Source organism: Bacteroides sp. An19 (genome assembly GCF_002160215.1).
In the GTDB taxonomy this organism is placed as follows: Bacteria; Bacteroidota; Bacteroidia; order Bacteroidales; family Bacteroidaceae; genus Phocaeicola; species Phocaeicola intestinalis.
In genome coordinates this window covers 1-26,161 of record NZ_NFKD01000033.1, presented here as the reverse complement: position 1 = coordinate 26,161, position 26,161 = coordinate 1, and the positions used below count along the sequence as shown (strand labels likewise).

23 protein-coding genes are annotated in these 26,161 nt (G+C 45.0%); 4 read left to right on the top strand and 19 right to left on the bottom strand.

The window, feature by feature from the left end:
* Positions 1 to 18 precede the first annotated feature (18 nt).
* The 4 genes from B5F25_RS12620 to B5F25_RS12605 form a co-directional block, all read right to left on the bottom strand.
* The gene (locus B5F25_RS12620; RefSeq protein WP_087207809.1) at positions 19 to 567 is read right to left on the bottom strand and encodes a hypothetical protein; all 549 of its coding nucleotides are present in this window, start codon (positions 565 to 567) and stop codon (positions 19 to 21) included.
* Complete coding sequence (locus B5F25_RS12615; RefSeq protein WP_022039461.1) at positions 564 to 944, bottom strand: hypothetical protein; 381 nt, start codon at positions 942 to 944, stop codon at positions 564 to 566. The genes B5F25_RS12620 and B5F25_RS12615 overlap by 4 nt, the downstream gene beginning before the upstream one ends.
* 10 nt (positions 945 to 954) lie before the next feature.
* Positions 955 to 1,431, bottom strand: coding sequence for a GNAT family N-acetyltransferase (locus B5F25_RS12610; RefSeq protein WP_022039462.1), 477 nt, complete (start codon positions 1,429 to 1,431; stop codon positions 955 to 957).
* Positions 1,432 to 1,619: 188 nt separating this feature from the next.
* Positions 1,620 to 2,996 carry an NAD(P)/FAD-dependent oxidoreductase gene (locus B5F25_RS12605; RefSeq protein ID WP_022039463.1) on the bottom strand — a complete coding sequence of 459 codons (1,377 nt, stop codon included), beginning with the start codon at positions 2,994 to 2,996 and terminating at the stop codon, positions 1,620 to 1,622.
* A 162-nt stretch (positions 2,997 to 3,158) separates the two neighbouring features.
* Between B5F25_RS12605 and B5F25_RS12600 the strand changes: the two genes are divergently transcribed.
* The 3 genes from B5F25_RS12600 (at position 3,159) to B5F25_RS12590 (ending at position 5,688) form a co-directional block, all read left to right on the top strand.
* Positions 3,159 to 3,722 carry a DapH/DapD/GlmU-related protein gene (locus tag B5F25_RS12600; protein WP_022039464.1) on the top strand — a complete coding sequence of 188 codons (564 nt, stop codon included), beginning with the start codon at positions 3,159 to 3,161 and terminating at the stop codon, positions 3,720 to 3,722.
* Positions 3,723 to 3,818: 96 nt separating this feature from the next.
* Positions 3,819 to 4,997, top strand: coding sequence for a MalY/PatB family protein (locus B5F25_RS12595; RefSeq protein WP_087249933.1), 1,179 nt, complete (start codon positions 3,819 to 3,821; stop codon positions 4,995 to 4,997).
* Between the two features lie 178 nt (positions 4,998 to 5,175).
* Positions 5,176 to 5,688, top strand: a complete 513-nt coding sequence (locus B5F25_RS12590; RefSeq protein ID WP_087249930.1) for an ECF transporter S component — start codon at positions 5,176 to 5,178, stop codon at positions 5,686 to 5,688.
* Between the two features lie 105 nt (positions 5,689 to 5,793).
* On the opposite strand, the gene B5F25_RS12585 is transcribed toward B5F25_RS12590, so the two are convergent.
* The 13 genes from B5F25_RS12585 to B5F25_RS12520 all read right to left on the bottom strand — a co-directional run bounded on the left by B5F25_RS12585 (position 5,794) and on the right by B5F25_RS12520 (position 23,845).
* Positions 5,794 to 6,288 carry a GNAT family protein gene (locus tag B5F25_RS12585; protein ID WP_204428223.1) on the bottom strand — a complete coding sequence of 165 codons (495 nt, stop codon included), beginning with the start codon at positions 6,286 to 6,288 and terminating at the stop codon, positions 5,794 to 5,796.
* 95 nt (positions 6,289 to 6,383) lie between these two features.
* Positions 6,384 to 6,638 carry a cyclomaltodextrinase C-terminal domain-containing protein gene (locus B5F25_RS12580; RefSeq protein ID WP_022039468.1) on the bottom strand — a complete coding sequence of 85 codons (255 nt, stop codon included), beginning with the start codon at positions 6,636 to 6,638 and terminating at the stop codon, positions 6,384 to 6,386.
* Between the two features lie 230 nt (positions 6,639 to 6,868).
* Positions 6,869 to 8,029, bottom strand: a complete 1,161-nt coding sequence (locus tag B5F25_RS12575; RefSeq protein ID WP_013618830.1) for a sodium ion-translocating decarboxylase subunit beta — start codon at positions 8,027 to 8,029, stop codon at positions 6,869 to 6,871.
* Positions 8,030 to 8,031: 2 nt separating this feature from the next.
* Positions 8,032 to 8,460, bottom strand: a complete 429-nt coding sequence (locus tag B5F25_RS12570; RefSeq protein ID WP_022039469.1) for a biotin/lipoyl-containing protein — start codon at positions 8,458 to 8,460, stop codon at positions 8,032 to 8,034.
* Between the two features lie 21 nt (positions 8,461 to 8,481).
* Positions 8,482 to 9,411 carry an OadG family transporter subunit gene (locus B5F25_RS12565; protein ID WP_022039470.1) on the bottom strand — a complete coding sequence of 310 codons (930 nt, stop codon included), beginning with the start codon at positions 9,409 to 9,411 and terminating at the stop codon, positions 8,482 to 8,484.
* A gap of 138 nt (positions 9,412 to 9,549) precedes the next feature.
* Positions 9,550 to 11,103 carry an acyl-CoA carboxylase subunit beta gene (locus tag B5F25_RS12560; protein WP_087207801.1) on the bottom strand — a complete coding sequence of 518 codons (1,554 nt, stop codon included), beginning with the start codon at positions 11,101 to 11,103 and terminating at the stop codon, positions 9,550 to 9,552.
* A gap of 113 nt (positions 11,104 to 11,216) precedes the next feature.
* Entirely contained in the window at positions 11,217 to 11,621 is a 405-nt protein-coding gene (gene mce / locus B5F25_RS12555; protein ID WP_013618834.1) for a methylmalonyl-CoA epimerase, read from the bottom strand.
* A 154-nt stretch (positions 11,622 to 11,775) separates the two neighbouring features.
* Positions 11,776 to 15,225: an AAA family ATPase gene (locus B5F25_RS12550; protein WP_087249928.1), complete on the bottom strand. Its 3,450-nt coding sequence runs from the start codon at positions 15,223 to 15,225 to the stop codon at positions 11,776 to 11,778.
* A 93-nt stretch (positions 15,226 to 15,318) separates the two neighbouring features.
* Positions 15,319 to 16,581, bottom strand: coding sequence for an exonuclease subunit SbcD (gene sbcD / locus B5F25_RS12545; protein ID WP_087249925.1), 1,263 nt, complete (start codon positions 16,579 to 16,581; stop codon positions 15,319 to 15,321).
* Positions 16,582 to 17,380: 799 nt separating this feature from the next.
* On the bottom strand, positions 17,381 to 18,379 hold the full coding sequence (locus B5F25_RS12535; protein ID WP_087249924.1) for an aldo/keto reductase: 999 nt from the start codon (positions 18,377 to 18,379) through the stop codon (positions 17,381 to 17,383).
* A gap of 18 nt (positions 18,380 to 18,397) precedes the next feature.
* A complete protein-coding gene (locus B5F25_RS12530; protein WP_022039477.1) occupies positions 18,398 to 19,372 on the bottom strand; it encodes a GNAT family N-acetyltransferase in 975 nt (324 codons plus the stop codon).
* An 82-nt stretch (positions 19,373 to 19,454) separates the two neighbouring features.
* Complete coding sequence (locus B5F25_RS12525) at positions 19,455 to 21,092, bottom strand: RagB/SusD family nutrient uptake outer membrane protein (protein WP_087249923.1); 1,638 nt, start codon at positions 21,090 to 21,092, stop codon at positions 19,455 to 19,457.
* A gap of 11 nt (positions 21,093 to 21,103) precedes the next feature.
* Positions 21,104 to 23,845, bottom strand: coding sequence for a SusC/RagA family TonB-linked outer membrane protein (locus B5F25_RS12520; RefSeq protein ID WP_087249922.1), 2,742 nt, complete (start codon positions 23,843 to 23,845; stop codon positions 21,104 to 21,106).
* A gap of 280 nt (positions 23,846 to 24,125) precedes the next feature.
* On the opposite strand from B5F25_RS12520, the gene B5F25_RS21240 reads away from it, so the two are divergent.
* The gene (locus tag B5F25_RS21240; RefSeq protein ID WP_140406935.1) at positions 24,126 to 24,338 is read left to right on the top strand and encodes a hypothetical protein; all 213 of its coding nucleotides are present in this window, start codon (positions 24,126 to 24,128) and stop codon (positions 24,336 to 24,338) included.
* A gap of 31 nt (positions 24,339 to 24,369) precedes the next feature.
* Here the strand turns inward: B5F25_RS21240 and B5F25_RS12515 are convergent, their stop codons facing one another.
* Positions 24,370 to 25,170, bottom strand: coding sequence for an N-acetylmuramoyl-L-alanine amidase (locus tag B5F25_RS12515; RefSeq protein WP_087207787.1), 801 nt, complete (start codon positions 25,168 to 25,170; stop codon positions 24,370 to 24,372).
* The gene (locus B5F25_RS12510) at positions 25,167 to 25,709 is read right to left on the bottom strand and encodes a TlpA disulfide reductase family protein (RefSeq protein WP_087249921.1); all 543 of its coding nucleotides are present in this window, start codon (positions 25,707 to 25,709) and stop codon (positions 25,167 to 25,169) included. The genes B5F25_RS12515 and B5F25_RS12510 overlap by 4 nt, the downstream gene beginning before the upstream one ends.
* Positions 25,710 to 26,161 lie beyond the last annotated feature (452 nt).

Below are 26,161 nucleotides of genomic sequence, written 5' to 3'. Positions count from 1 at the left end.
ATTTGGGTGAAAATTTTGTCAGTTGCTTTCTTTTTGCAGTATCTTCAACAGGTTCTTCCGTGAAGTACGTACTCCGGCAGGTAAAAAGTCTGGTTCCATCATTTCCAGTGTCGTACGTAATTCTGTTCGTAATTCCGGAAAATGTTTACACTGTTCGTAGGTCAGTTTCATGCACAGAGATTTGATACTGATGGCTGTTTGGGGACTAAGCATCTGCGAGAAACAGAAATCAAGGAAATCAGTGCGGAGGTTTTCGGGAGGAAAGGGTTGTCGCAGCAGCAACGTCAGCAGTAGACGGCGTTTTGTATTGCTGGCAGTATGCAGTGTTTCGTTTATCAGTTCATTCTGTTTGTCATACAGCCATTCGTTATTATGTAAATCGAAGTGTGTAAATATCCATGCAGCATTTTCGGCTATCCGTTTATTGTTGTCGAACAAGAGACGGTAAAGTGTAAGTTTTGCTGCATTGCCATCTGTACCTTGGGTGGCATGGCAGATTTCCAGGATATCATTTTCATGAATTTTGCCGGAAAGCCTTTGCCGGAGGATGGTTAAGGTGTAATTCATATACTTTTTTTTATGATAACAGGTGAAAGGGCAGTACTCAGTACGACAAGTATCCATAAATTACCTGTCATCGGATTGTATGCCGATACCAATTCATGGAAAGTTTGTCCGGTACTTGTTCCGAATATAAGTTCGAAAGTGATAGTCAAGACCGTCCATAGGCAAGCAATGGCATAACGTTCTTTTTGATTCAATATGCCAACGCGAGGTAATAGTAGCCATGTCAAGAGAATGATAAGTCCGCTTAACAGAACACCGCTTACGGGCAAGGCCCATTGATGCAACAAGGGATGCAGGCAATACTGCCGTACACCACCATTGAGAATGGCGGCAGGAATGAAGCAAAGCCAAACAAGCAATGATTTTAAAATTCGCATATAGAGGTCTTTATAGTTCTTTTTTCATTACATAGTTTATCATTTCCAACCGTTTGGCACGTTTCTTTTGGCTTTTTTCCACACTATAGCCTTGTTTTTCAAAAAAAGGACGTGCCGTAATGCTGACTTCTGACGTGATTTGTGTTATACCGAAACGGCATGCATAGGCTTCTATTTCTGACAGGAGCTGGGATGCTATGCCTTTTCTTTGCCAATCCTTGTGAACAAACATTGAGTGCAGATAGCCATCAGCCCGAATAGAAGCGAAGCCAATGATACGTCCTTCACTATCTAATGCTGCAAGGAAATAGAGTGTGGATAGCAGATTTTTCCAGTGGATTGTACTGTCACCGCATGATGCCCAGTCTTCTATTTCTGCAGGTGTGTAATTCTGAATGTTTACGGCCTGTATTGTAGAGCGGAACAGATTGCGTAGTTCGTCTATGTCGTTTATCGTGACTGTTCGGGTTGGGTAAGTTGTTTTCATGCATTCAACTATATAGGATAATGTTTGAGGATGTCTGGCTGATAAAGTGTATCGGTTTCTGACTGTGTAAAGATAAATAATTATCCGAAACAGGCTCGTCGTTTCCGAGGTTTCCCTGTTTGGAAAGACAAGTCTGTTTCAAGTTTAATGGTTGGGGTATCAATATTTGATTCCTGTACCTTGGTTTATTATTTGGACTGGCTTTTTTCGTCAGTTGCGTTTTGTTGCATTTCGTCTTCTCCCCAGTGGGTCTCGGCTTCACGTTTTTCACGCTCAATGACTTCTTGAGCTTTGCGCGGATAAAGAATCAGGCGGAGTGAATGGTCATAGGTCATGTAGCTCCACATCCAGTTGAGCAGGACATTGATTTTGTTTCGTACTCCTAAGATGGAACGCAGGTGGACTACCAGCCACAAGAACCAGGCTATCCAACCTTGGGTCTTCAGGGAACTGAATTCGGCTACAGCCTTGTTGCGGCCTACGGTAGCCATGCTTCCCAGATTGCGGTAATGGAAAGGCTTCATGGCTTTTCCTTTCTGCAGGCGAATCAGGTTTTCAGCCAGTAGGCTTCCTTGTTGGATGGCTACTTGTGCAAGTTGCGGATGTCCGTAAGGATAGTCCTTGTCGCCGTTCATGATACATTGGTCGCCGATGCAGAATATGTTGTCGAAACCGTCAACTTTATTATATTGATTTACTTTGATGCGTCCTCCGCGTCCGATGGAACTGGATGGCATATTGCCGATAGCATTGGCACGTACACCACTTACCCAAATGAAAGTACGGGTAGGTATTTGTGTCCCATCTTCCAGAATAACCTTGTGGTCGCGGTAGTCCAGCACTTTTTTGTCCAGCCATACGTTGATGCCCATTTCACGCAAGAATTCTGCCGATTTTTGCGAAGATACGGGAGCCATACCCGACAGCAGGCGGCTGCCTGCCTCTATCAAATAGATTTGCAGCAGGTTTTCGTTCATGTCCGGATAGTCTTTCGGAAGCACATACCGTTTCATCTCAGCCAATGCTCCGGCTATTTCCACACCGGTAGCTCCTCCACCGACAATAACGATATTCAACAATTCTCTGCGTTCTTGTTCGGTAGCGCAAGTCACGCTTCGTTCAAAGTTGCCCAGTAGGGCATTGCGTAATCCCATTGCTTCTTGTAGAGTCTTCATCGGAATGGCCTCTTTTTCAATGTTCTGGTTCCCGAAGAAGTTGGAAGTGGTTCCAGCAGCCAGAATCAAGTAATCGTATTCTACTTTACCGATAGAAGTCTGCAGGATGTTCTTTTCAGGAAAAATCAGCCGGGCTTCCGCCATACGGTAATTTACATGAGATTTTTTCCCGAATATTTTCCGGAAAGGAAACGAGATAGAACTCGGCTCAATGCCGGCAGATGCCACCTGGTAAATGAGTGGCGGAAACTGGTGATAATTGTTTTTGTCAATCAGGATTACCTGGAAATTGGATTTAGACAACTTGTCTGCTAGTTTGAGGCCTCCAAATCCTCCTCCTACAATGACAACTCTCTTTTTACCTTTTTCTCTTTCAATGTTGAAACTCATATCATTTTGTTTTTGTGTAAAGCTGGTGCAAAGTTACAACTTTATCAGGATTTAAACATATGTTTGGCGGTAAATTAGAGAAAAATTTCTGTAATTCGTATACAATCCGGTATTTGATATTTCATTACTTTTGCATTTGTAGAACAAAATACAGGTAAACTTATGGAATTGGAAGACTTTTTGGCTTATGTAAAGACCGGTAAAGCATTGGCAACGGAAGAAATCGGCCGCTTTATGGATGAAATGAGTGACGAAGCGCGTAAAGTGACCTTTCGTCTGAATGCAGCTTATCATACGCCTGACGAAGTACGGGCATTATTATCCGAGTTGTTTGGAAAACCTGTCGATCCGACTTTACGGGTATTTCCTCCTTTTTATACTGATTTCGGGAAAAATATAACTATCGGTAAACATGTGTTTATCAATGCCTGTTGCCATTTTCAGGATCATGGTGGCGTAACGTTGGGCGATGGATGTCAGATAGGGCATAATGTGGTATTTGCTACACTGAATCATGGCATTGCTCCGACAGACAGGAAAAACACTTATCCTGCCTCTATCGTGTTGGGTAAGAATGTGTGGGTAGGTTCGAATGCCACGATTTTGCAGGGGGTGACTATCGGTGACAATGCGGTCGTGGCTGCCGGTGCAGTGGTGACCAAGGATGTACCAGCCAATACTATTGTTGGTGGAGTGCCGGCGAAAGTGATTCGCAGGATAGACTGATAAATTTATGTAAAATGGGTAGTATTATCTGTAAACAGGATACAAGGATATGGATGGAACTGCCTATCTTTGTAACTGAAAAAACAACTGAAGACAATGAAATACAATTTCGATGAATTAACCGACCGCCGTCATACCGGTTCATATAAGTGGGATTCGGCTGTTGGAGAGGATGTGCTTCCAATGTGGGTGGCTGATATGGATTTCCAGACGGTTCCAGTTATTATCGAAGCATTGCAAAAGCGGGTGGCGCACGGTATTTTCGGCTATACAAAGGTGCCTGATACATATTACGAAGCCATTATCCGTTGGTTTTCCAGGCAACATGGATGGAGCATTGACCGTGAATGGATACAATATACCATCGGGGTCGTTCCAGCATTGTCTGCCATTATCAAGGCAATGACTTGTCCGGGAGATAAAGTCGTGGTACAGACACCTGTATACAATTGTTTCTTTTCTTCCATTCGCAACAATGGGTGTGAAATCGTGACAAGTCCTTTGTTGCGTGAAGGAGATACATACCGTGTTGATTATGCCGACTTGGAAGAAAAGGTTTCCGACCCGAAGGTTAAACTTTTTCTGTTATGTAATCCGCATAATCCTGCCGGGCGGGTATGGACACCCGAAGAGTTGCGCTGTATGGGAGAGATCTGCTTCCGTCACGATGTGTTTGTCGTGGCTGACGAAATACATTGCGAACTGGTCATGCCGGGATATGTCTATACGCCTTTCGCGTCATTGGGCGAGAAATTCCTGCAACATTCGGCTACCTGCATATCTCCCAGTAAGGCATTCAATCTGGCTGGTTTGCAAATTGCCAACATTGTATTGTGGAGTGAAGAGCTTCGTAAGAAAGTAGACCGTGCTATCAATATTAATGAGGTATGTGATGTAAATCCGTTCGGAGTAGCGGCGTTGATAGCTGCCTATAGTGAAGAAGGAGCTGAATGGTTGAAACAGTTGAATGCATACATTGCAGGCAATTATCAGTATATGCAGCATTTCTGTAACGAGCGTCTTCCACAGTTCCCGTTGATAAAACTGGAAGGGACGTATTTAGCATGGATGGATTGCTCAGTGCTTGCACTGAATGCAGAAGAAATAGAAACGCAGTTGTTGGACGAGGAAAAGCTGTGGCTCAATGCCGGTACGATGTACGGAGAAGCGGGTGAAGGCTTTATGCGTTGGAACTTGGCTTGTCCGCGCAGCAGGGTAGAAGAAGGGTTGCGGCGTTTTAGCTGTTTTGTAGAAAAGAAGTTGAAGAAAGACTGAAAATGGATGTCCATATTCAGCTATACCATGCCTACAGAAAACGAAGATAACTTCATAAGCCATTTCAGATAACTGCAATGGCAAAGTAAGTATATATTCATTTGGCACATCATTATGGGAGGCTGATTACGGACATTCTAAACCTGAATATTTATTTAATTATTAAAATTAAAGTGTTATGGAATCTGTAGTAAAACTTTATTCGTTATCGTATTCGAATTCGAAGACGTATCTTGCGGCTTTGCTTTTCGTGGCAGGCAATATTGCTTTGCCTCAGCTTTTTCATTTGGCTCCACAAGGAGGAATGACGTGGTTGCCGATTTATTTCTTTACCTTGGTAGGGGCATATAAATATGGATGGAAGGTAGGTTTGCTTACCGCTATCGCTTCGCCATTGATTAATTTGGCATTGTTCGGTATGCCTGCTCTTGCGGTACTTCCTGCCATTTTGCTGAAATCTGTCTTGCTGGCTGCAGGTGCCGGATTCATGGCTCATCGTTTCCAGAAAGTATCGGTTCTGGCTCTATTGGCTGTAGTTTTATTCTATCAGGTGGTAGGTACGTTAGGCGAATGGGCATTCTTTGCCGATGGCTTTTATGCTGCCGTTCAGGATTTCCGTATAGGTATTCCGGGCATGTTGTTGCAAGTATTCGGAGGTTATGCTTTCATCCGTTATCTGATTCAGAAGTGATTTTAATAATGTGCAAATATGAAAATGTGCTAATGTAATAATGAGTTAGTGTGCTAATTCATTTTCACATTGGCACATTTTCATATTATTACATTAGCACATTAATTACCCTTTCCGTTGGTAGGCAATACGTGGTGTACCATTGGATACATAAATAATGCCACAACGAACAAAACCGTGCTTTTCCAACAGATGTTGCATCACTTTATTGTCGGCATGAGTGTCGGCACGTAGTTGGGATGCACGGGCGGTACACCAGTCAAGGCAGGCGGAAAAGATACCTTTTTCGCTGCCATCGGATGCCAGACGATGGATGACATAGTAAGGTTCGTCATTCAGCCACTTCCCGTTTTCGATATGTGCATAGTTGGGGTCCGGACTGGGAACAAAACAGAAAGTACCGACAAGGACATTCTCTTCGTTTTCACAAACATAACAATTACCTTGGTTGATTTCTTCAGCAACCAGTTCACGTTGCGGATATCCGTTTATCCATTGGTTGGGGTTTCCGGTACTCGTCATAAAGTGCCTGGCTGTATCAAATATTTTCATCAGGCGGTCTATATCGGTAAGGATGGCGGGGCGTATGGTCTGTATCATATTGTAAAGTGGCTTTAGTAAAATACAAAAAAGGTGAAACAAAACTGATGCTCCACCTTTTTTGTTGGTATGTAATAAATAAGCTTTAACGTCCTTTACTTGAACTCAATAATTAGCGATTGATTTGCTGGTATGATAAGATTTTTAGTGAAATCCACTTTTTTACCGGAAGTGAGGATTGTTCCTCCTTTAGAATCGCGAGTTAAAGCATTGTAGTGTTGGCACGGCAGAACTTGCTCTTTGTTAGTACTATTCAAGATAATCATTTCTGTTTTGCCTTCACTGGTACGGGCGTACACGTAGATTCCTTGTTCGGGAATGTGATACTTTACAGTTTTGTTTTCTGACATATTCTTGTTTAGTTTTAGTTTTGCACTCCAAAGGTAGAGTTTTCATTCTAAACAAGCGGAAAGAAAAGGGTTAAAATTACAGGTTTTATGCGGTTTTTATGATATAAATCAAGTTTTTGACAAGGTGACGAGGTCTCAGTTGACAAGGTGGACAAGGTTTTAAATAGTTTTTCGAATGAAATGTTTTCTAAAGCCTTTTCACCTTGGCAACTGATACTTCGTTACTTCATTTATATTAAGAATCCAAGCAAGATACCTGCCGCTACGGCAGAACCGATGACACCGGCTACGTTCGGACCCATGGCGTGCATCAGCAGGTAATTGGTCGGGTCGTATTCTGCGCCTACGATTTGCGAGATGCGTGCCGAGTCGGGCACGGCAGATACGCCGGCATTTCCGATAAGCGGATTAATCTTGTTGTCTTTCTTCAATACCAGGTTGAATATCTTAACGAAGAGCACTCCCGATGCGGTGGCTATCACGAAGGACAAGGCACCCAGCCCGAAAATCTTCAGTGAATCCCAGGTGATGAATTCCGAAGCCTGCGTAGAGGCACCTACGGTCAGTCCCAGCAAGATGGTGATGGTATCAATCAGCGGTCCGCGTGCAGTTTCTGCCAGACGGCGTGTCACGCCGCTTTCCTTCAGCAGGTTGCCGAAGAAGAGCATGCCCAGCAGGGGAAGACCCGAAGGCACCAGGAAGCAGGTCAGCAGCAGACCCATAATCGGGAACAGGACCTTTTCGGTATGCGACACGGCACGCGGGGCTTTCATGCGGATGAGACGCTCTTTCTTGGTGGTGAGCAGGCGCATGATGGGCGGTTGGATAACCGGCACCAGTGCCATGTAGGAGTAGGCAGACACGGCGATGGCTCCCATCAGGTTGGGCGCCAGCTTCGATGAAAGGAAGATGGCAGTGGGGCCGTCTGCGCCACCGATGATGCCGATAGCGGCTGCCTGCATGGGGTCGAATCCCCATTCGAGGGCAATCATGTAGGCACCGAAGATACCGAATTGGGCTGCCGCCCCGATAAGCATCAGCTTCGGATTGGAAATCAGTGCCGAGAAGTCGGTCATGGCGCCGATGCCGAGGAAAATGAGCGGCGGATACCAGCCCGATGTCACGCCTTGGTATAAGATGTTGAGTACCGAACCCTGTTCGTAGATGCCGACTTGCAGTCCGGCTTCCATATTGAACGGAATGTTGCCTATCAGCATACCGAATCCGATAGGAATCAGCAGCATCGGCTCGAATTCCTTTGCCACGGCAAGATAAATGAAGAATATACCGACGGCTATCATGATGAAATGCTGGTAAGTGGCATTGTAGAAGCCGGTATACGTCCAGAAATCAGCCAGGTTGCTCTGTAAGAAATTGATGAATTCTCCCATAGTTATTCGATGATTATAAGGTCTGTACCTTCAAGAATAGATTCTCCTTTGCTCACGTTGATGGCAGTCACTTTGCCGTCGCGGTCCGACTTGATGTCGTTTTCCATTTTCATGGCTTCTAGTATCAGCAGGGTCTGTCCGCGTTTCACCGTGTCGCCTTCCTTTACCTTGATATCGAGGATGACTCCGGGCAGCGGAGATTTTATGCCCGACTTGCCTTGCGACACTGTGGGGCGGGTTACGGCAGGAGGAGGAGCGGCAGGCGTGGTGGAAGCCGTGCGGATGACCGGCTTGATTTTCGGGGTTGCAGGCTTCTCCAGTTCTACGGTGTAGGGCGTACCGTTTACTTCTACGTGTACGTTGTTTTCTTCGATGTCTCCTACGGTCACTTTGTATAAGTTTCCGTTGATTTTGTATCTATATTCTTTCATGGTTATCTATTCGTTAGAGGGTTATTTCTTGTGAGGATTTTCGCGCAGTGTATAAATCTTCGAGCTCCACGGCGAGTAGCTCCGTTTCACACGGCTGATGGTCAGGATGGTTTCTTCCACGTCGTGGTCGCTTCCCTGCGCTTCATGCAGCGCCATGGCAATGGCGGCTATCACGTCGCCCGGCGCTTCGCCCAGCCGGCGTTCCTTGGCTTCCTGCTTGTCGGTGATGTTGTGTGCCTTCATGGCGTTGCGCTTGCGCAGCTTGACGGCGATTTTCCCGATAATCCGGAAGCTGACGTACAGCAGGATAAGCCCGATGAAGACTACGCTCATGGCGGTGATGGTCATGCCGAATCCTGCCGAGTCGTGCTGTTCGAACTTGTCCATCTTCGGGTTCCCTTCCAGCGTCTGGTTGTTCGTGCTGGGAGTGACGTATTTGGTTTCGCTGTCATCCTTCACTTCCCATTCGTCTGATCCGTCGCTTATCCGTGCATACGACTGGTCTGTCTTCAGGACTCCTGCCGGCACCACGATTTCGTCCAGCAGCTTTTTGCCCGAGTCGTACAGCCCTATCCAGTTGTCTTTCGTCTTGCTCAGTACGAAATTGGTATGGAAGGTGCCTCGGCGCGGTGCTCCGTCTGCCCAGAACAACGCATGCTGGCGCGGGCTGATGGCGGTCAGCACGTCGCCCTTCGGAATGAAATAAGAGAGGGTGTCGCCCGGCTCGCTGCTTACTTTCAGGTAGCATCCGGCAAGGTTGACACTGTTGTAAGAGGTGTTGAATATTTCCACCCATCCGCTATGCACGCCGTAATCGTCCTGAAAGTTTTCCTGATTGTCTACCAGCACTTCGTTGATGACGATTTTACTCTTGGCTTCCGGCGTGGTGCACGAACTGAATGCTCCCAGCAGGGCGGATGTAAAAAATATTCCGGCTATATATTTATTCATAATTAAACGCGTTTTTTTGAGTTTTTAAGTTCTTAAGTTCTTGAGCTTGTAAGTTCTTGAGTCTTTAAGTTTTTAAGTTTGTAAGTTGAGAAACTCAAGAACTCAAGAACTTAAAAGCTCAAAAACTTATAAACTCATTTACAAAGGAATGTTCCCGTGTTTCTTTGCCGGATTGGTCTGCTTCTTGGTTTGCAATTGCTGCAGGGCACGGATGATGCGGAAACGTGTGTTGCGCGGTTCGATGACATCGTCGATATACCCGTACTTCGCCGCATTGTATGGGTTGGCAAACAACTTGGTATATTCGGCTTCCTTCTCTGCCATAAAGGCTTTCGGGTCGGCAGCTTCCTTGGCTTCCTTGGCATAGAGCACTTCTACGGCTCCTGCGCCTCCCATGACGGCGATTTCGGCAGTAGGCCATGCGTAGTTCATGTCGCCGCGCAGCTGCTTGCAGCTCATCACGATGTGCGAGCCTCCGTACGACTTGCGGAGAGTGACGGTCACCTTAGGCACCGTAGCCTCGCCGTATGCATACAGCAGTTTGGCTCCGTGCAGGATGACGGCGTTGTATTCTTGTCCGGTACCCGGCAGGAAGCCCGGCACGTCGACCAGTGACACGATGGGGATGTTGAACGCGTCGCAGAAGCGGACGAAGCGTGCGCCCTTGCGTGAGGAGTTGCAGTCGAGCACGCCTGCAAGGAATTTGGGTTGGTTGGCTACGATGCCCACCGACTGTCCGTTGAAGCGGGCGAAACCGATGATGATGTTTTTGGCGAAGTCGCGTTGCACTTCCAGAAACTCGCCGTTGTCGACAATGGCTCCGATTACCTCATACATATCGTAAGGCTTGTTGGGGCTGTCGGGGACGATTTCATTTAATGAGTCTTCCAACCGGTCTATCGGGTCGGTACAGTCCACGTAAGGCGGTTCTTCAAGGTTGTTTTGGGGAATGTAGCTCAGAAGCTTGCGTATAAGGGCCAATCCTTCTTCTTCAGTGGCGGCGGTAAAGTGTGTTACGCCCGAGCGGGTAGAGTGCACGCTGGCGCCTCCTAAGTTTTCCTGAGTCACGTCTTCGCCGGTAACGGTCTTCACTACTTTCGGCCCGGTGAGGAACATGTACGACGTTCCTTCCATCATCAGGGTGAAGTCGGTCAGGGCAGGAGAGTAAACGGCTCCTCCCGCGCAGGGACCGAAGATGCCGGAGATTTGCGGCACCACGCCCGATGCCAGAATGTTGCGCTGGAATATCTCGGCATATCCTGCCAGCGCGTTAATGCCTTCCTGGATGCGTGCGCCTCCCGAGTCGTTCAGCCCGATGACGGGTGCGCCCATCTTCATCGCCATATCCATCACCTTGCAAATCTTTTGCGACATGGTTTCCGACAGCGAGCCTGCCGATACGGTAAAGTCTTGTGCAAAGACATACACCAGCCGTCCCTCGATGGTTCCGTATCCGGTTACTACGCCGTCGCCCAAGTATTGTTTCTTGTCCATGCCGAAGTTGGTGCAACGGTGTTTCACGAACATGTCCATTTCTTCGAAACTGCCTTCGTCGAGCAGCATGGAAATGCGTTCGCGTGCTGTATATTTCCCTTTTGCGTGTTGTTTCTCAATCGCTTTCTCGCCGCCTCCCAGACGGGCTTGGGCACGCAGCTCGATCAGTTCTTTTACTTTTTCAAGTTGGTTACTCATGGCATTAAGTTTTAGTGTTTGATTTTAGTTGTCTAGGAGCTAGGTTTTAAATTGTTTTACTGATGTATTCAGAACCTAGTCGCCTAGTACCTAGTCAACTAGTACCTATAATATTATTTTTCACACAATTCAGTCAGTACACCCATCGTCGATTTCGGATGCAGGAAAGCAATCTGCAGGTTTTCCGCCCCTTTGCGAGGTGCCTTGTCAATCAGTCGTATGCCCGCTCCTTCGGCTTCTGCCAAGGCGTTGGCCACTCCGTCTTCGATGGCGAATGCAAGGTGATGGATGCCCATGCCTCGCTTTTCAATAAAACTGGCGATGGTACTGTCGGGACTAGTCGGTTCCAACAATTCGATTTTGGTGTCTCCACATTTCAAGAAAGCGGTCTTTACTTTTTGGTCTTCTACAGTCTCTATGTTGTAGCAGGTCAGTCCGAGAACTTTTTCGTAATACGGAAGGGCTTCTTCGATGCTTTTTACAGCAATGCCCAAGTGTTCGATGTGAGAAATTTTCATAAATGTTGTTTTTTATAAAGTATTAAATTCTTTAATTTATTCGCATTGATTGCACAAAGAAAAGAAAAATGTGCTGAAAAACGAAATCTTTCTTCGATTTATTTTCAGAAAAGATGCATGTCTGGTTTTTTTTACGGCATACAGATGGTGATATTTACTTGACAGGCATTGTTCCTTTCAATTCGATGCGGCTGCGTCCTTCTCCTTTTTTTATGACACGGATTTGTACATTGATTCTTTCGTCTAACTCTTCACGATGCGATATGATGCCGACACGTCGCCCGTTTTGTCCTGCAATTTCCTGTAGTCGTTCAAGGGTAGACATGACAGAGTCTAAACTTTTTTCATCAAGTGTGCCGAAGCCCTCATCAATAAACAGAATGTCTATATTCATGTCCGGACGGTTCAACGACGAGAGTGCTAGCGATAATGCCAATGAAATCATGAAGCGTTCGCCTCCCGAAAGCACTGTTACGCTGCGCACTTGGTTTTTGTTGTAACAGTCTAAGACTAAAATGGAAAGCTGTTCGTTTTCTTCGCTGCATGTCAGCTTGTAACGATCGGTAATCTGTGCGAGATAGATGTTTGCATTGTTGAGTAACGGCCGCAGGATATAGGATTGTACGAGTGTGCGGAAACGAGTTCCTCCAAAGCGGGAATTTAGCCGGTCCCATTTTGTAAAATTCTTTTTTACAGCTTCCAGTCTTGCTGTTATCTTTTTGAAGTTATCTTCGTTGCGTTTGTCTTCTTCCAGTTTACTGCAGATAGTTGCCTGTTCACTTACAAGCTGGTCACGGGTAAGTGCAAGTATGTTTTTTTCTTCCTGTAGCAGTGTAAGGTCTGGGATATCTTGTCCTTCACAGATACCTAGCTTTTCCATAGCTTCAGTCTGTTGCCTTTGCATTGTGGCAATGGCATCACGTCGTGAGGTGATACTTGCCTGGAGGTCATTGAGACGTTGGCGTGCCTCTGGTATTTCTTTTTCTTTTCCAACGAGGGCAATAAGATCAGATTCGGCTGTGCCTGATGTCTTGTAATATATACCCAGTGTGGTTTCGCAAGCTGTGATAATGGCAGTACACTCACACGTGTCTTTGGCTATTGTATTAATTTCAATATAAAGCCTGGTCCATTCATCATTGATGTCACTGCATGGATAAGTGGCAGGAGAGGCTGAAGTGTCCCATCCGGCATGTAAATGGAGGATTTTGTCTCTTGTGTTTCCGATGGAGACTGCTGTAGCCTTTGCTGTTTGTAATTGTTGTGCAGCTGTATCAAACTTTTTTTTCATATCTGCGTATTCGTTAGCATCACGGCAAAGAATATTTTTGGTGCTGTAGGTGTCTTGTTGCCAACTGGGCATCCAGTTTGCCAATATTGCGTTCAAGTCAGTGAAGAGGTTGATTGCGGTCCGTTCTCCAGCTTTCTTTTGTTCGTGTAATTGATGTATATGTTGCTCGTTGGCATAAAAATCTTTGTCTGCCTGGACTTTGGCTTTATCGGCTGTTGTTTTTTGGATTTCAAGCTTCTTCTTCTCATTCAGCAACAGATTAATCTTGTTTTGTAATTCTTCGGCATCTTTTTGTTGCAGTTTGAGTTGGTGGAGGATCTGTCCGATTTCGTTTATGGCTATGTTGACCTGTTGTGCTATGGGTTTCGTTATATCCAGACCCGATTGTTTTGCCACGGTCAGTGCCTGTTTTTTGGTAGCATCGGCTTTATTCTTTTGCTCAGCCAGTATGTGTCTTTGGGTTTCGAGCATGCCAGATGCTGTGTTGTATCTTTTTTTTGCTTCATCATATGCTGTGGTAGCTTTCAACAGGTTTTCCTCTGTAATGTTTTTCTCTTTTTCAAGAGGGGTAAGCACGGCTTTGAAGTCTTCGTCAAGATATATGTGATTGATGTGTTGTCCACACAAGGGACAGATGTCTGCCTGCTCAGCAATGAGACGTTTGCGTAACGTGACAAGGTGTTCTTCCAGACTGGTTTGCATGGTGTGGAGCAGGTTATTGGCTTTTTCGTCTTTTTCTTTAGCAGCCAGATAGGCTTCTTCGGCTTTTTGGACTGCTTGATGGAAAATGGTCAGTTTTTCGGTTTGTCCTTTAATTTCTTTATCAAGTTTTTCCAGATTGTTTGTATCAGTCTCCATGTTCTGTAGGGTTTGCTGAAGCTGTTTCAACCTGGTATTTCTCATGTTTGCCTGTTCAAGGTTTTGGTTTATCAAAACCGGGTTCAGCATTTCACGCTGTTTGCTTAAGGTCTCTATGTTTTTTTGTATGTCAGCTATTGCGTTATCTGTATTTGCTGCTGCCTGTGCGGTCTTTTCTACAATGTTTTTTAAGGTCGTTGTCCGGGCGGTTTCAGTTTCTATCTGTCTGGCGATGGTTTGTATTTCTTTGTTGGTGTCTTCATATTGTCGTATCTTTTGAATGATTTCTCCGGTTTTGCTATACACTTCTTCTTGACTTTGATGTGCCGTTATCCATTGGTGTAACTTTTCGGTTTTGTCGGATAGTAGGGACATGTCATGGTTGCGTTGGGCAAAATCGGCGGAAAGTCGGTTGAACATTTGTTGGCACATGGGTTCTTGGGAAAACGATTGTTCCCTTTTGACTTTTGCTTCTTGCATTTTGACGAGTGTCTGGCGTTGGGCAGTGGTGTTGTCCCAGTTTTTGACCAGTTTCATGTCTGCTTTGTATTCTTCCCCTTGTAAGCGTTTTTGCAGTTGTTCCAGTTCTTCTTGAGCTAACGTTTGGTTTTTGCGGCATTGATTGATGGTATTGACTAAAGTGAGTTGCTGTTCGTTTAGTCGGATTTTTGTTTCCAGTGTCTGTTTTTGAGTGTTTATATTGGATTGTTCGGCAAGCAGTTTTTCTTTTTCTTCTTTGTCTAAAATATGTGTTTTTTCTGTTTCATATTCAGTTTGAGTTTGCTTGTAGATAGCCTGGGCTTTGTCGAAGAGGTTTTTGATAGCGGCACCGTATTTTGAGAAACGTTCGGTATTTGTCAGTTGTTCCAAGATGGCTTCACGTTCGGATTTGTTACCGGTAAGGAATGTTGCGAATTGTCCTTGTGCCAGCATGGCCATGCGTCCGAATTGTTCGAAGGTAAGTCCTACTGCCTGTAAGATGGTGTTGGCTACTTCTGTATTGCCGGATATCCAGTCGTTGTCTCCTTTTTTAACTTCCCATTTAGGCTGTCGATGCTTCAGCTGTTTACGGCTTCGCTGCATGCCAAGGGAAAGCCGTGCATGGTAGTTCATTCCATCGTTTCCTTCGAATATCACTTCGCTGTAACATTCTTCACGTTCGGATATTCCTAAGCGGGTATATTGCTCGATGCTGGCTACCCGCAGGGTTTCTCCTTCGGCATTGACATAATCATTTCTCATAGCGTTGGCCACTCCGTCTATGCGGGGAGTTTTCTTGTATAAAGCCATTGAGATACAATCCAGTATTACAGTTTTTCCGGCACCGGTATCTCCGCTGATAAGAAAAAGCGGGGCGGTTTCGCCACTTATGGCATCACGTAACCCGTTTTCAAAATCAATGTCACCTTTCTCTATGGAAGCAATGTTCCTGATATGTAGTTCTTTTATTTTCATGATTATTTGATTATCAAGTTTTTAGTCTTGTATGGGGTATGCATTTGCTGGCAATGAATGATTTACAGACTTCGGAATCTGCTGTTTATGCGGTTAATTCTGTATTGTTTTTTTGCGCGAAGCATTGCTTTCTTCTGCCATACGTTTTACTTCCGCTTCTATTTCGACAAATGCCTGACGTACTTCATCCATGTCGAGTTCTGGATATTGTTGTTTGGTTTTTTCTATAAAGAGAACCGGATTTGTCATCTGTTGTATTTCGGCTACTTCAAATTTGGGTTTGGTTGCCTCGACAGTGTTGTTTTCTGAAGTTCCTGTCCATTTTATTTTCGGATTGTAGCGCAATTCACCGTTATAAGCATCGGTGATGGTGTAGACCATTTGATTGAAATCTGAAGGTAACGATGTTGCATAATCCATTTGCAAGCGGATATATCCTCTTCCACCTTTTTCGGCAAATTGTTTGATACCGTTCAGTGCTTCTTCGGCACTGGCAAATGCAGTTTCATTGGCAGGTAAAAGATAGAAATGACGTAATTCGTTGATGCGTAATTGCCGTATACGTACCTTGCCTCCATGACTTTTTATTTCTATGACACTGACGGTGTGAGGATAGTTTTCATCGCTACTTACGTGCAGGGCACTGCCTGCATAGCGTATGACAGGGGCAGGGTAGGTTACGTCTGTCTGCTGGTTGTCATCTCTGTGTCCGATGGTTTGCGGTCTATGTATGTGTCCAAGTGCCAGGTAGTCGTATCCTGTGCCTAAGCTGGCAATTTCTTGGGTACGTATGTACCCGATATCGAAGTCGTGTCCTGTCATATCACTTCCTTTGACAGTAAGATGTCCTGTCATGATAACTGGCTTCCCTTCAGTATTTTCCGCTTTTACATAGTCCAGCAGTGACTGAATCATGGAGGTACGTTCGCCAGTCATATAAGGTAATGCAATAATGTACCCGTTCGGCAGACTGATTATGAAATTTTTTTGCCATTCGTCTGCCGATGTAAAATCGGCAGGTGGCGGTGTTCCTATAAGGTGTGTATTAGCCAGCTTCCATATCTCATGATTAGATTGGATGCGGGAGGCTGAATCGTGATTGCCTGCGACGATGACCAGATGCATGGTAGGGGAGGCTTGGTGTAAGCGTACAAAACGGTCGGTAAATGATTTCCAGACGGCAGCCGAAGGTTGTTGGATATCGAATACATCCCCACTTACGATTAAGGCGTCGGGCTGTTCTTCTTGGCACCATCGTTCCAATTGTGAGAAAAAGCAATCGTGCTCATCGTTCCGTTCATAATTTTGATAAATGATTTGTCCCAAGTGCAAATCGGCAGTATGAAGTATTTTCATGCTTGTAATTATAGGTTTCTAAAGGCAAGTTATCAAAAATAGTTGGAATATGCAAGAAAAAACGAGAATATGCAATTGGGGGGCTTTTAATTTCCCAAGCACCTGCTTCTGCTTTCTAAGAAGCTGTTTTGAATTTCTCCAAAAAGTTTTTCTTGGCTTGATGTATCCGTTTTCGTGTGTGCTTTGGGCGATTTTTTGGTCCTTTTCGCTCCTGTTCTTCGTCAGATAGCCCGCTATCTTCCTCATCACAGAAGCGAAAAATGCCTCAAAAACTCATCCCAAATCATCGCACGATAAATCCAAAACAGCTTCTAAACTATATTCTTTCTCAGCAGCAGATAACTTCATCTGATAAGATTAAGAATCTTACAGCGGATGGACTATATGTTTGTCTTAAAATGCATGTCCGACAACAACCAATATATACCCCTGAAAAATGAATATATACTGCATCCGCGATTGAATATATACTGCATTCGCGATTGAATATATACTGCATTCGCGATTGAATATATACTGCATTCGCCTACGGATATATACTTCATCGGCAAATGCAGTACTACTGCGTTTCCGACTCGGACGGATTGGCTAATGGCGGCCATTCATATTTCCTTAGAAGAAGCTGTTTTGAATTTCTTCAAAAAGTTTTTCTATTCATTTTCGTGTGTGCTTTGGGTGATTTTTTGATCCTTCCCGTTTCTGTTCTTCGTCAGATAGCCCGCTATCTTCCTCATCGCAGAAGCAGAAATGCTTCAAAAACTCATTCCAAATCATCGCACGATAAATTCAAAACGGTTTCTTAAAGTATTTGTTCTATTTGCTTGAGTTCTTCGGAACTGAATGCTGTATTCTTCAAGCACATTAGATTGTCTTGCAATTGCTGTACGGAACTGGCACCGATAATGACCGAAGTAACCAGGTCATCTTTCAGTAACCAGGCTAGTGCCATTTCAGCCAGTGTTTGTCCACGTGAAGCTGCGATTTTGTCTAAAGCTTTTATTTTGCCGATTGTTTCAGGGGTAAGGGACTCTTTCTTTAAGAAACCGCCTCGTGCGATGCGTGAGTCGGTGGGGATACCATTCAGGTAGCGGTTTGTCAACAGTCCTTGAGCAAGTGGTGAGAAAGCGATAAATCCGCTGCCAGCCTGTCGTGCTTGGTCGAGTATGCCTTCTTGTTCTACTTTACGGTCGAACATATTGTATCTTCCTTGATATAACAGGCAGTGTATGTGCTGCGATTGTAGGTAGTTGTAGGCTTCTTCTGCCTTGTCTTTCGGGTATTTAGAGATACCTACGTAGAGTGCTTTGCCTTGGTGTATGATGTCTACCAATGTTTGTAAGGTCTCTTCCAAAGGTGTTTCCGGGTCATAGCGGTGGCTGTAGAAAATATCTACATATTCCAGATGCATCCGTTTTAAGCTTTGGTCGAGGCTGGCTATAAGATGTTTGCGTGAGTTCCAGGTTCCGTAAGGACCTTGCCACATGTCGTGTCCGGCTTTTGTTGAGATAAACAGTTCATCGCGGTAAGGTGCCATTGATTTTTGCATGATTTGCCCGAATGTTTCTTCTGCCGAGCCTGCTGAGGGACCGTAGTTGTTTGCTAGGTCGAAATGTGTGATTCCATGGTCGAAAGCATAATGGACGATGTTTTTACAAGTCGAAAAGATATCTATGTCTCCGAAGTTGTGCCACATTCCCAGTGATATTTCCGGCAGGAGAATGCCACTTTTTCCTGCACGCCGGTATTTCATGCCACATTCATAACGGTTTTTGTCTGCTGCGTAAACATAATTATTCATAGAGTCGTTTTTTTAAGATTATATGTAAAAATGAATGAGTATCCGATTCAGCCATTTCCATCTGATTCTGAACCATCGGCGTGTGCTGATTTGCCTGCCACCGAAGCGGAGAATGAAGTCACGGTATGTATATTTTTTGAAAGGAATGCCAGCTTCGATGAATTCGAAATGTCTGTATCCGTGTTGGCGTGAATAAGTCATGGCTTTCCATACAGCCAAGATGCCAGGATAGAGTAGGGGATAGCTTTTCCGCATTCCGGCAGAGAATAGTAAGTAAGCAGTGTCTTGCGAAAAAAGGCAGACAGAGCCGCCGATGATTTTGTTTTTGTAGCGAATGACGAATATTTGTCCCAGTTTATCTCGGGTAGGATGTTCTAGCAGGGAAATAAAGAAACGGAGGTCGGGTAGGAAACGGTGAATTTTCGAAGCATAGTATTTTCTCAGCATGGCAAAGAACTCTTCAAGGTCTTTGCGGTTGTTTACTACATCCATTTGGGCTCCGTTTTTCAGTCCGCGTGCGATCTGGCGCTTGCGGGACGGGCTGGCCCATTTGTCTAATGCAGTGTGATGAATGGAATTGCGTACCCGCAACCAGCGTACAGGGAAATATCCGTTCTGGCGGAAGTATTTGTAACCGAAAAGCGATTGTTCCAAATTACGGAATTCCAGAAAGAACGAATCGTCTTGAAAACGTACCGTAAGGTAAGAAAGAAATTTGCCGAAAATGGTCTCGTCTTTCACAGCCGAGTGGAAATATTCGCCTGTCCCGTAAGCATACGTTTTGTTGCATAGTCCGGTAATCCGTGCGTTACGCCGGGTAATGCAGAGTAGTTTGCCTACTGCTTTATTACCTTCCCAAGCTACTAGCAGTACCGGACGGTAACCGGGAGTTTGTTCTAATATCTGGAACAACTCGGTAGAATGAAAAACATTGGTTCCTGGAAGGTCCGGGATGTCTTTCGACTGTTCGTATATATTCACTTGGATAGCCATGATATTGCAAAGATAAACTTTTTTTAGGTAACAACAGGCTTCGGGGCAAAGGATTTTGCTTCTGTGATATCAAGCCAACCTGTTATTCGTATCCCGGATTCTGTTTCATGGCTTTGTTCATACCAAGTATTTTTTGTGGAATGGGGAATACGGTGGTAAAACCGCTTGTTTCGTTTTCTACCTGGGGGCGAAAACTGTAAGGACGGGTGAAAGTACCGAAACGGATCATGTCTTGACGGCGCCAGCCTTCCCATGCCAATTCCAATTGTCTTTCAGCCAGCAGGTTCTCAAGGGTAGCAGTTCGTGGCGATGCACCTGCCCGGTTACGTATTTCATTCAGTTCGGCATTGCCGTCTTCTCCGTTGCGTACTTTGGCTTCGCTTTGCATCAGCAACACGTCGGCATAGCGGAACAGGACAATGTCGTTGTTGATTAGTTTTCCGTCCTTTAGCGCGGTTTTGTCTACTTCGTATTTTTTCATCCTGGCTCCGGCGGTTTGTTCGTATGCGGTTCCAGACAGGTCAAGACTGACTTGCCAAGGTTCGTAGACCAAAGGTGTCTGCTCGTCATCCAGCAATATCGGATTCCCGTCAAGGTCTTTTACCGGACCGGCAAAATAGCAGAAATCGAAGCGGGGATCTGTATCAGGGGTATCGTATCCGAATGTTTCCAATACTTCGAGGGTAGCACTCGAACCGTTTTCGCCACCTAAGCCATACGCTTTGGCATGGTTGTAATGGCGTGAGCGGAACAGATAGATGAACTGGTTGGTATATAGTGTCTTGTCCATCGGTATGACAAAAATGTTTTCTTGCGATGATTCGTTGAAAATAGCGAAGTTGAGTGTGTAGTCTGCTTCCAGTCTGTATCCGGCCGAGGTAATCTGCCTGCAATAATATTGTACGGTTTCCCATGCGTTCAGCCGGTTGCCATCTATGTCGAAGAATAATTGTTTGCCGTCTGGCTTGTCGGAGTCTGTCCAGAGGTCATCGGCATAGATTTCTGCATTCAATGCCAGTTTTGCCAGCAAGAAGTATGCTACTGGCTGTGTGATTCTTCCGTAATAGATGCCTGGTTGGTTACTGCGTTCTTTACTTAAGAAAGGAACTGCATCTTGCAGTTCATCGAAGATGAAACGGAATGTTTGACTTCGCTTTTGTTGTTCGATGTCGCTGACATGTAGGTCGGAAGATAAGAGCAGGGGAATATTACCGAACAGGTCCATGGTATAATAATAGAACATGGCTCTCAGTGCCCGTACTTCTGCAGCATAGATACGGGTGTCTTCATCTGGATGTTTTTCTGCGTACGATTGGATTTTCTTCAGCGACTTGTTGCACAAAATGATGACTCCGTACAAGTATTCCCATGTGTCGTGTATCGCATCGTTGTTCACTCCCCACCGGTGCAGGTAAAGTCCTTGCCAGAATCCTCCATCGAACCAGTCGGCACCCCGTGTGGGCATAATGGCTTCATCGGTTGTGAAAGTATTCAGGTCGTATACGCCACGTCCGGTTCCTTGCAGTCCCTGACTGTCGTTGTATCCGCCGATATGGTTATAGAGCGACAAGACGCCGTTTTGGAATAACTCTTGTAACGTTTCGTAAGCGGTGTCTTCGTCAAGGCTATCGCGTGGGTCTTCTTCCAGAAACTTGCTGCACGAAGGCATTCCCAACAAGAGGGAAAACAACAAAAAAATAAAGGTATACTGTCTTTTCATAAGGCTCGTAATTAGAAGTTAAGACTAAGACTGATTGTGTATGTGCGCGAAAGCGGATAGGTACGTTTGTCGTCTACCCCTAGCGTGTTGTCTGCTAAACTGGAGTTAATTAATGGAGTCAGTCCCGAATAGCTGCTGATGGTTCCCAAATTGTTGACAGTGCCTGCCAGGCGTACTCCTTTCAGGAAACGGGTATGTTTCAGAGGGATGGTCCATCCGATAGTCAGGTAATCGAAGTTGACATAATCGCCTTTTTCCAACCAGTAATCGGTAGCGGTCTGGTCTTTTATCATTTGTTTGGGGGCTTTTTCCAGCACATTGTAATCAGGCAGGCTGTTCATGTTCATATACGAGAGGGATGTCCCGTTGTATATTTTATGTCCGAATGCTCCGTTTATCTGTAAGGAAATGTCTATATTTTTGTAGCGGAAACTGATGTTCGAACCCAATAGCGTTTTCGGAATGGCTTGTCCGGCTATGTAGCGGTCTTCGCCATCTTCCAGGTTTACCCCGCCACCGTTCAGGTCGGCAATCTGATAAGTATATCCTCCTTTTCCGTCTGCTGCAAGTCCTTCGCAATGTGGTAAGTAAAATACGCCCAAAGGTTGTCCTACAATCTGATACACGATGTTGTTGTATCCTCCGTGTGTACCAGCACCGTTTAATCCGGCGATGGCGGTGTATTCGGAAGCCGAGACGTATTCTCCGTTATACATGCCGCTTAACGAGAGGAGTTTATTTTGTTGGAAAGTAATGTTTGCGTTGATGTTCAGTTCCATGTCTTGTGTTTTCAGTGGTGTGATGCCTATGGATATTTCTGTTCCGCTGTTCCGCATGGAACCCAGATTTGCCAGTAAGGTGTTGTTGGCAAAGGGAGGTACGCTTACATTATAGGAATAAAGCATGTCTGTGGTTTTCGAGTTGTAGTAATTGACCGAAAGCAGGAGCCGATTGCCGTATAATCCCACATCGAATCCTGCATTGAACGTGCGTTTCACTTCCCATTTTAAGTTAGGGTTGATGTTCCGGAGGTTTTCGTATGTAACCAATGGGGCATTGCCAGTAGGTGTTATTCCGTTAGGACGGACTAATGCCATGGTGGTATACGAATCGATACCTGCCTGATTGCCTGCAAGCCCGTATCCCATACGTATTTTCAGGTTGTCTATGTAGCGGAAACGTTTCATGAATGCTTCTTCCGAAATGTTCCATGCAATGGATGCCGAAGGGAAAAATCCCCATTTATGGTTTTTACCGAATTTGGATGAAGCGTCTGTACGTGCATTCAGGGTCAGTACGTAACGGTTGTCGAATGTATAGTTCACGCGTCCCAAGAATGAAACCAGATGCGGTTCTTCGAAATATGAACCGGTGCCTTCCCATGGCCGGAGTGCTCCGCCTTGCAGGTTATCGAATCCGGTTTCATCGGAAGAAAAGTTAGTCACGGTTGTATAAAATCCTTTATAAATATCTTTCTCCAGTTCGCCCAGTGCCAGTGCGTCAAAGAAATGCACTCCTTTGTGTTTGCGGTAGGTAAGCATCAGATTTCCCAAAAGTGATTCAGACTTTCGGTCGCCTCGGTAGGCCTGCCCATGTGCCCATACACTGGTAGGAAGATATTGCGAGTCTTCGCTGTCACTGTATGTGTACGAACCGAACAGAACCAGCTTCAGGTCTTTCAACAGGTGGAAGGTCAGGCGGGCGTGGGCACTAAAATATGATGTGGCATTCTGGTTGTTCACTTCCATCCACGCCAAGGGGTTTGTTATCTGGCTGGCTGTGGTTATCTGGTCCCATCCTCCTGTCTCAGGATTTTTGTGGTTGGGGTAGGTAGGGTTGAACGTTGCTGCCGAGTAGAATGTCTTTTGATAATCGAACAAGGTGCGGTTACGCTTTACTGAGCCGAACAGTCCCAGTTCGCAATCAATGAAGCCATCCAATAATTTCTGGTTCATATTCATGTTCGAGGTGAATAGTTTCATATTTTCGTGTCGGACAACTCCTTCACGGTTCTGGAAGCCTAGTGAGACACGATAGTTCGATGTTTCACCTCCTCCATAAAATGCAATGTTATGATTTTGTTGCAATCCGGTTTGTTCTATTTCCTTTTGGAAGTCTGTGTCATAACCTTTGTCCAGGAAGTGCAGACCGTTTTCGGTTGCCACTCTTCGATATTCTGTTCCTGAAAGCATGTCCAAGTGGCGGTAGACGTGGGCTATGCCGAAGCTTCCGCTGTAATTTATCCGTGTTTTCCCTGCCGTCCCTTTTTTAGTGACAATATTGATGACTCCCGAAGCTCCCCGAGAACCATATTGGGCAGTTTCTGATGCATCTTTCAGGATGGTGAAACTTTCGATGTCGGCTGGGTAAATGGATGTCAGCATCGTTAAGTCACCCAGTACACCGTCGACAATGATTAGCGGGTCGTTTCCGCTAGTCAGTGAAGTGGTACCCCGCATACGTACAGATTCCAGTGCAGCCATACCGTTGCTGCTTTTCAGAATGGTAAGTCCTGCCACTCGTCCTTGGATGGCTTCTAAAGGGTTGGTGATTTGTTCTTTATTCATCTGTTGTTCGGTAATCCGTTCTACCGAACCTGAAAGGTTTATCAGGCTGCCTTGTGCATATCCGATGTTCAATACAGAATCGGGAATCGATTCCGTATGTTGTTTTTTTTCTTGTGCCGACAAGGGTTGCAGGCAAAAAGAAGAGACGATAATACATGTTGTCAAAAAGTGTTTTTCTTTTTTCATAAGCGTCTAAGGAACATGGTTTATGCAAATATATGTAATATTATCGACAATTCCTATTATTATGGATACAGATTATAAGTTTTCGGATATTGTCCCAAATTGTCCCAAATATGTGCTTGAGCCAGGACATAGACGATTTATATGCTGGTTGTGTTGGTTTTTAGAAAGAGCTGTTTCTCATAAGGGTATTTCAATAAAAAGAGGGTGTGCCGGAATTTGATACACCCTCTTTTTTCACAAACCAATTTTGTCTTAGAAGCTGTTTTGAATTTATCGTGCGATGATTTGGGATGAGTTTTTGAGGCATTTTCGCTTCTGTGATGAGGAAGATAGCGGGCTATCTGACGAAGAACAGAAGCGAAAATGCCTCAAAAACTCATCCCAAAGCACACACGAAAACGAACACATCAAGCCAAGAAAAACTTTTTGGAGAAATTCAAAACAGCTTCTTACTATAACTTCTAACCGGAGTGCTGGCTCTTGTGAAACATAATTGCTTGCAACTCCTGATTAGCGCCTGCTGATTATTTCTTATAATCTTTTACAATAGCATCGGTAATCCAGTTTGCTAAAGCTTGACGGTTATCGGGAATAACCAGACGTTTTTGGTCTTGTGCGTTTTGGATATTTCCCAATTCCAGAAAGACAGCGTAAGGAATAGTATTACGCAATACAAACAAATCACGTGCACTTACCGTCCCCTCAAAGCCACGATTGGGTTGATGACGATCGTATTTTGCCTTGAACGTTTTGTGCAACTGAGTAGCAAGTCGTTTTCCATATTTACTTTGGGGGGCATGATAAAAATATACATCGGTCTGCTTGCCACGGCTCCTGCTGTCAACATGAATGAATATCGCTCGTTTGTATTTGCTTTTATCCTTGCGGTAAAGTCGGTTGATGGCGTCGCAACGTTGTTGTAACCGTGCTACCTGCTTTAGTGGAATGGGTCTTCCCATACATGTTTCACGCTTGCTATTTTTCAGGATCGTTGTGTTGCGGATGCCGTCTTTGGCATCCTGGATGATGAAATGCACTTTTGCGCCCCGTTTTAGTAATTCGCGTCCCAGCCGTAAAATGATGTCATAAGCATACTCGTCTTCATGCAGTTCCTTGCCTTGATACTTACCGATGCATCCCGGATCAGGTCCTCCGTGTCCGCTTACCAAATAAAAGGTAGCTCCCTTCAAACTGTTGGACGTAACTTGATAAGTGGCATTAGCTTTTCCGAACAAGGGCTCGCGCCGGGTATTTTTCTTTTGGGCATAAGCAGGTGCGAGCAACAGCAGGCACAATGCTACAAGTGTCAGTCGCAAACGGTTCATTTCAGCAATTCATCTATTTTATTGCACAATGACGCAAACTCGTCTTCGTTGTAGAGGCGGGTCATCAACACAATCTTGCCCGTCTGGTCAATCAGCACGTTACGGGTAATGCCAGCACTACGCTCTGCGTAAAGCGCAAAAATATTGGCATCCGGATCAAGCCCCATTGGATAAGTTACTTGGGTCTGTTCCACGAAAGCTTTCACTTTATCTAGCGGTTCGTCTCGGTCAATGCCATACAGTGCGAATGTGTCGTTGTCCTTGTGCTTCTGCCAGATGTCACGCTCAATGAAAGGCATTTCCTTGCGGCATACGCCGCACCAACTTGCAGTGAACTGAAGCATCACCACTTTGCCGCGTAAATCAGAAAGTTTTACTCGGCTGCCGTCAGTGAGCATCATTTCAAAATCGGGTGCTACATCTCCTACCTTTACTATGTATCCATTGGAATCGGGCATAGGTTGCTGCGCGTGTAAAGCTGGAACTATTCTCAGCATAAGGATACAGCCTAAAAGCATCGATAAAAACAGTTTTTTCATACACATCATCTTTAGTCACTAGGCAAAGATAATGCAAAAAAGCGAGACACCGAGCAAATCAGGGAAATATAATGAAGAATAATCACGGTTTTTTTCTCTTTTGTAACCAAGTAATGCAAGTAATGAACTTTGTTTGGGATTGTTAGTATTAGCTTGGTTCGTCTCATATCGTGTGCACATCGTGTCACAATGGATACAACGGCATCTTCTATATCTATCGAAAAGGACTCCGAGAATGATGGTTATCTCGTTGAATTTGTTCGTCAGACAGCCTGCTATCTTTTTCATAAAATCAGAAAAACGTCCACGAAAATAATTCTCAATACATGATTGAGAAGCTGTTTTGAATTTATCGTGCGATGATTTGGGATGAGTTTTTGAGGCATTTTCGCTTCTGTGATGAGGAAGATAGCGGGCTATCTGACGAAGAACAGGAGCGGAAAGGACCAAAA